We start from the raw sequence: 4920 nt of genomic DNA on the forward strand, positions 1-4920 counted from the left end.
AGGTCATAAAAGTCTTTCATCCTGCTATTGGTTTCAGATAATTCGATCATTGCTTGAAACTTTTCAGCAATGACCGTTTCCATTGAATATACAAATATCCGAGGAATGGGTAACTCCGGCAATAATAAGGGATAATCCAATTCATTTGCATAAGGAATAACTATATCCCCAAAGCCTATATCAACACTTAACGGTTGAATTATGGTATCCATTCGGGCTGTAATAACCAGACGAATACCTTTATAGACTCGATTTTCATTAATCTCTGCAGCCTGTATTTCATCCATATCAAAACGTATACCATCGGGAGCATCATTTATTTTGCATATTTCTGTAAATACGGATTTTATTTGTGCTATATCGTTGCCTATCCGGTTGCTGGAAAAATCAATATCCACGGTAGGACGGGCATTATCCCGGTCAAAAGCATAGAGTAAAACGCCTCCTTTAAGATAAAACCGCTCTCGGTAAATGCTTCGAGATAAACGATATAACAGGCGTTCGTGTGCATAACGGATAATGAGCATTTGATAACTCAATTGCTGATGTCCTGCAAGACTGAATAAACGGGAACGAATGGATTTCTCTATATTTTTTATTTCTTTTCTTGTCATAGTTGAATTGTTATATAAGTTTGCATAATGTTGCCAATACGCATGTTTTTGGCATAACGCATCAGTTTCGTCAAATCTCTGTCCTTCCGGACAAGATAATTTTGCAAAATCTCAGCACAAACATCCATACCGATTTTATTACGGAATTTTACAGCATCACATACAGATTTCTCCAAATCGAAAATTGGGATCCGAAGGTTCTCAATGATTTGGTACTCTTTACCAAGCAATACATATTTTTCCTGCCAATAGTGCAATTGTATAGGTGGAAAATCAGGCAATTTTACGCGGCGGTTTTTGATGACTGCCACATGGTACTGTTGCGGTATTTGCGTCGTAAGCCCGTAGTGGAACCATGCCGAATAATAACACAATACACCTTCCGGAACAATACGTTCTACATCAATCATTGTTTTTGAGGCTGTTGCTTCTTCTAAAACAAACAGGCCTGGCTTAATCCGTTTTACAACTTTTTCTTCTGTCATACGACGCAGTTGGTAAAGCTGTTTTTCCGTTCGTATCTCTTTTCGGGTGAGATAACCACCATTTTTATGAAACTGTTCAATAATATTTTTTTCCATCACTTTTGTCTTTACGCACAAAAATAAGGCTTTTAATTAAAATGGCATTATTTTTTTGTGTTTTTTCTGTTAGTCAGACTAATCTTCTCTCGTTGATCAGAGACATCTTTGCCTAAATTATTCTGGATTGCATTATCTTTTAATTGACTTAATTTTCTCAGGTCTTCAAGCAAATAGTTCGAGTTTTGTGTCAAAAGGTGCACCACTGAGATATGAAAATATTGTAATACAGATATATCCAGATTCATGTGGGTGAAAAGTACATGAAAAAGTGCATCAAACTTACATGATTTGCCTACACTGATTTCCCGGCATCTTCGAGTTCCCGAATAATTATTTTCTTCATTTTCATCATCGCTTGTATCTGCGCATCTGTCCTGATCAATTCTCCCATGTTATGAGGTACTATCTGCCAGGAAAGCCCGAATTGATCTTTCACCCAGCCGCATTGTTCAGCTTCTTCCACATGGGATAGTTTATTCCAGAAGTAGTCTATCTCTTCCTGGTCTTCGCACTCAATCGTCATAGAGATGGCTTCATTGAAATGAAAATAGGGGCCGCCATCCAGTGCAAGGAACTTCTGCCCGTTCAGTGTAAATTCAGCCGTTATTATTTTACCGGACATTCCTTTAAAATGTTCATCAAGGTGCTCATCAGGATACCTTTCCATACTTTGTATTTCGGAATTCGGAAATACATTCACATAATAATTGACCGCTTCTTCGCAATTATTATCACCAAACCATAATGACGGTATTATCTTTTTCATCTTTCTTTCTGTTTAATATAGTAGTTTTTATATGGGGTCGCTGCTGATTTTTAATATATACCCGGATCCGGAAGCAATTCATAATGTGGACCTTCGGATATCTGCAATGCAAATATAGGGAAGTTCTCGAGAGAATCAATTTTATATTATTTTTTTTCGATGTAAACAGGGCTAGTAACAGAACTTATTTTGTATATTTATATCAGGAAGTGAATATTTTGAAAATAAATAATTAACATATTCGGTTGAACTTATGAAAATCCTTACGTCGGAACAGATTCGAAAGATTGACGCAGAAACGATTTCAAGGGAGGGAATACCGTCGCTTGAACTGATGAAGCGCGCTGCGACCGCTTTCTATAATTTTTTCACAAAGCGATACCCGAACAGGAATACTTCCGTGGTTATCTTCGCCGGCGTGGGTAATAACGGGGGGGATGCACTGGTGGTGGCCCGTCTATTGCATAAGTCAGGCTACCCGGTGAAGGCATATATGGTGGAGTTTAGCGATCGATACACGGAGGACTGCGCTCATAATGTCCGCCGGATGAGAGCGGAAAATATCTCTTACGAAAAAATCGTTACCGGGCGGGATATTCCCGATCTGGCGCCGTTCGACGTGGTGGTCGACGGTATATTCGGAACGGGGCTGTCGCGGGAAGTGACCGGGGTGGCTGCCGACGTGATCGCACGGATCAATGGAAGCGATAAAGAGGTGATCAGTATTGATGTGCCGAGCGGATTGTTTCCGGACCGGAAAACAGAATTTGCGGTGAATGCGACCGATACGGTGACCTTTCAGATCCCCAAACTGGCGCTGTACCTTCCCGAAAATGCACGTTTTAGCGGAAATGTGCAAATCGTGCATATAGGGCTGAACGAAGAGGCGATCGCCGAAGCGGAGACCGGTATTTATCTGGCGGAAGAGGGGAAGATCAGGGGTATGCTGAAACCGCTTTTCAAATTTGCCCATAAAGGTACCCAAGGGCATGCGCTGATCATTGGTGGAAGCCTGGGCAAGTGCGGGTCGGTCTCTTTGGCATCGAAGGCTGCCCTGAAGACAGGTTGCGGATTGGTTACCGCTTATCTGCCCAAGTGCGGCGTGACGGCCCTACAATCCAATTTCCCCGAAGCGATGGCCTTTGAGGATAAGGGTACGGAGTATATCACCTCTCTTGAATACGATCTGAAGCCAGATGCCATCGGTATCGGTATAGGCATGGGACTGCATCCGGAAACTGAGCAGGCGATGTACCACTTCCTTCGGAAGAACACTACCCCGCTGGTGGTGGATGCCGATGGACTGAATATATTGGCACGGCATAGCGAGTGGCTTCCCCTCCTGCCCGCAGGAACTATCCTGACTCCCCATCCAAAAGAGCTTCAGAGGCTGATCGGGGAATGGCGTGACGACTATGACAAGCTTCAAAAAACTAAGCTGTTCACGCAGAAATATGGAGTAATTGTGGTGATCAAAGGAGCTTGTTCGCTGGTTATCGATGCGGAAGAAATTCACGTGAACAACAGCGGGACTCCCGCATTGGCCACAGCGGGGAGCGGAGACGTGCTGACCGGTATGATCACAAGCCTGCTGGCACAGGGTTATAAGTCGATAGAGGCAGCCAGGCTGGGCGTCTTCCTGCATGGAATGACGGCCGACATAACAGGAGGAAATATCCATCCGCGTAGTTTTGTGGCTTCGGATATCATTGAAAATATAGGGAACGCGTATCGGCGTTTGGAAAAAAAGAGTTGATCCGTTTGTGTTTTACGATTTAATTATGTAATTTTGCACCTCAATTTGCCAATAGGCCGGAAAAGAGGCCGCGGAGAGCGGTCCGCCTCAGGCGTGTAACTTCAGGTTATTTTAATTATGTACGTCATTGTAGATATTCAGGGTCAACAGTTTAAAGTTGAACAAGACCAAAAATTATTTGTCCACAGGATCAATGCCGACCAAGGCGCCGAGGTGGAATTTGAGAAAGTGATGCTCGTTGATAAAGAAGGCGCTGTAAGTGTGGGCGCACCGGTTATCGAAGGGGCAAAAGTAGTAGTAGAGATACTCTCACATGTGAAAGGTGATAAAGTTCTTGTTTTCAAGAAGAAAAAAAGAAAAGGATACAGGAAACTGAACGGTCACCGTCAACAATTTTCGGAAGTAAGAGTAAAAGAAATTATTGCTTAATCAGTTAAAATCAGAAGGAAATGGCACACAAGAAAGGTGTAGGTAGTTCAAAGAACGGCCGCGAATCGGAAAGTAAACGATTGGGCGTGAAAATATTCGGTGGTGAAAAGGCAAAAGCCGGCAATATCCTTGTGCGTCAGCGCGGGACAGCTCATCATCCCGGAGAGAATGTGGGTATGGGTAAAGATCATACCTTGTTTGCATTGGTAGACGGCGTGGTGGTTTTCCGTAAAAAGAGGGACAACCGCTCATTCGTATCGGTACAGCCGCAAGTACAGGCAGAAGCGTAACAGCGATTGTCTTTATCCCGTAAAAGGAAACTTGGACCATAAAATAATAATTTTTTAGTTGATAAAAGCAGCCTGCTTTCCAAAAGCCTGGCTGTTTTTATTTTTTGGTATATCTGTAGTATGCAATTGACTTCCGAGCAAAGGGAATTTATTCTTGCGCATGAACGCGAAGACGTACGTGAAACGGCGTTACGTTTTGCGCGTGAGGATACGCCGTTGTTATTGGCGCAGATTGCAGGGCGGCAAATGGCGGAAAAGAAGATTCCTTCGTGGTATGCGGAGGCCGGTATTTTTTATCCGTCGCATCTTTCGTTAGAGCAGTCTTCATCGGAATTAACAGCCCGCTACAAGGCTTCGCTGGTTTCGGGGGAGAATAGGGCGTCTTTTGTAACTGCGGCGACAACCCCGAAATCTGTAGAAGAGAAAAACGATACGTTTGCCGATTCGACTTCCTCTGTTGAAACGACAAACTCCGGTTCGG

The 4920-nt window shown here is 43.4% G+C and carries 6 protein-coding genes and 1 pseudogene; 4 read left to right on the forward strand and 3 right to left on the reverse strand.

The features are described 5' to 3' along the window. From Q0502_RS06930 to Q0502_RS06940, 3 genes are all read right to left on the reverse strand, one after another. The coding region (locus tag Q0502_RS06930; RefSeq protein WP_298648870.1) for a nucleotidyl transferase AbiEii/AbiGii toxin family protein at positions 1 to 614 on the reverse strand (614 nt) is incomplete at its 3' end. Beyond that, positions 611 to 1195: a hypothetical protein gene (locus tag Q0502_RS06935; protein WP_298648872.1), complete on the reverse strand. Its 585-nt coding sequence runs from the start codon at positions 1193 to 1195 to the stop codon at positions 611 to 613. The genes Q0502_RS06930 and Q0502_RS06935, both read right to left, overlap by 4 nt. Positions 1196 to 1490: 295 nt before the next feature. Further along, entirely contained in the window at positions 1491 to 1964 is a 474-nt protein-coding gene (locus tag Q0502_RS06940) for a VOC family protein (protein WP_298648873.1), read from the reverse strand. Between the two features lie 253 nt (positions 1965 to 2217). On the opposite strand from Q0502_RS06940, the gene Q0502_RS06945 reads away from it, so the two are divergent. The 4 genes and pseudogenes from Q0502_RS06945 to Q0502_RS06960 all read left to right on the forward strand — a co-directional run. Beyond that, positions 2218 to 3720, forward strand: coding sequence for an NAD(P)H-hydrate dehydratase (locus Q0502_RS06945; RefSeq protein WP_298648875.1), 1503 nt, complete (start codon positions 2218 to 2220; stop codon positions 3718 to 3720). A gap of 117 nt (positions 3721 to 3837) precedes the next feature. Further along, on the forward strand, positions 3838 to 4149 hold the full coding sequence (gene rplU, locus Q0502_RS06950; protein ID WP_298648877.1) for a 50S ribosomal protein L21: 312 nt from the start codon (positions 3838 to 3840) through the stop codon (positions 4147 to 4149). Between the two features lie 20 nt (positions 4150 to 4169). Continuing rightward, positions 4170 to 4439, forward strand: coding sequence for a 50S ribosomal protein L27 (gene rpmA, locus Q0502_RS06955; protein WP_298648879.1), 270 nt, complete (start codon positions 4170 to 4172; stop codon positions 4437 to 4439). Positions 4440 to 4559: 120 nt separating this feature from the next. After that, positions 4560 to 4920, forward strand: a pseudogene (locus Q0502_RS06960) (hypothetical protein); the annotation flags it as partial.

This window comes from uncultured Proteiniphilum sp. (genome assembly GCF_937873925.1).
GTDB lineage: Bacteria > Bacteroidota > Bacteroidia > Bacteroidales > Dysgonomonadaceae > Proteiniphilum.

Excerpts from the sequence above, each read along its gene's own strand:
- Q0502_RS06935 (WP_298648872.1), bottom strand. The coding sequence starts at position 1,195 with ATGGAAAAAAATATTATTGAACAGTTTCATAAAAATGGTGGTTATCTC.
- Q0502_RS06940 (WP_298648873.1), bottom strand. The coding sequence starts at position 1,964 with ATGAAAAAGATAATACCGTCATTATGGTTTGGTGATAATAATTGCGAA.
- Q0502_RS06945 (WP_298648875.1), top strand. The coding sequence starts at position 2,218 with ATGAAAATCCTTACGTCGGAACAGATTCGAAAGATTGACGCAGAAACG.
- rplU (WP_298648877.1), top strand. The coding sequence starts at position 3,838 with ATGTACGTCATTGTAGATATTCAGGGTCAACAGTTTAAAGTTGAACAA.
- rpmA (WP_298648879.1), top strand. The coding sequence starts at position 4,170 with ATGGCACACAAGAAAGGTGTAGGTAGTTCAAAGAACGGCCGCGAATCG.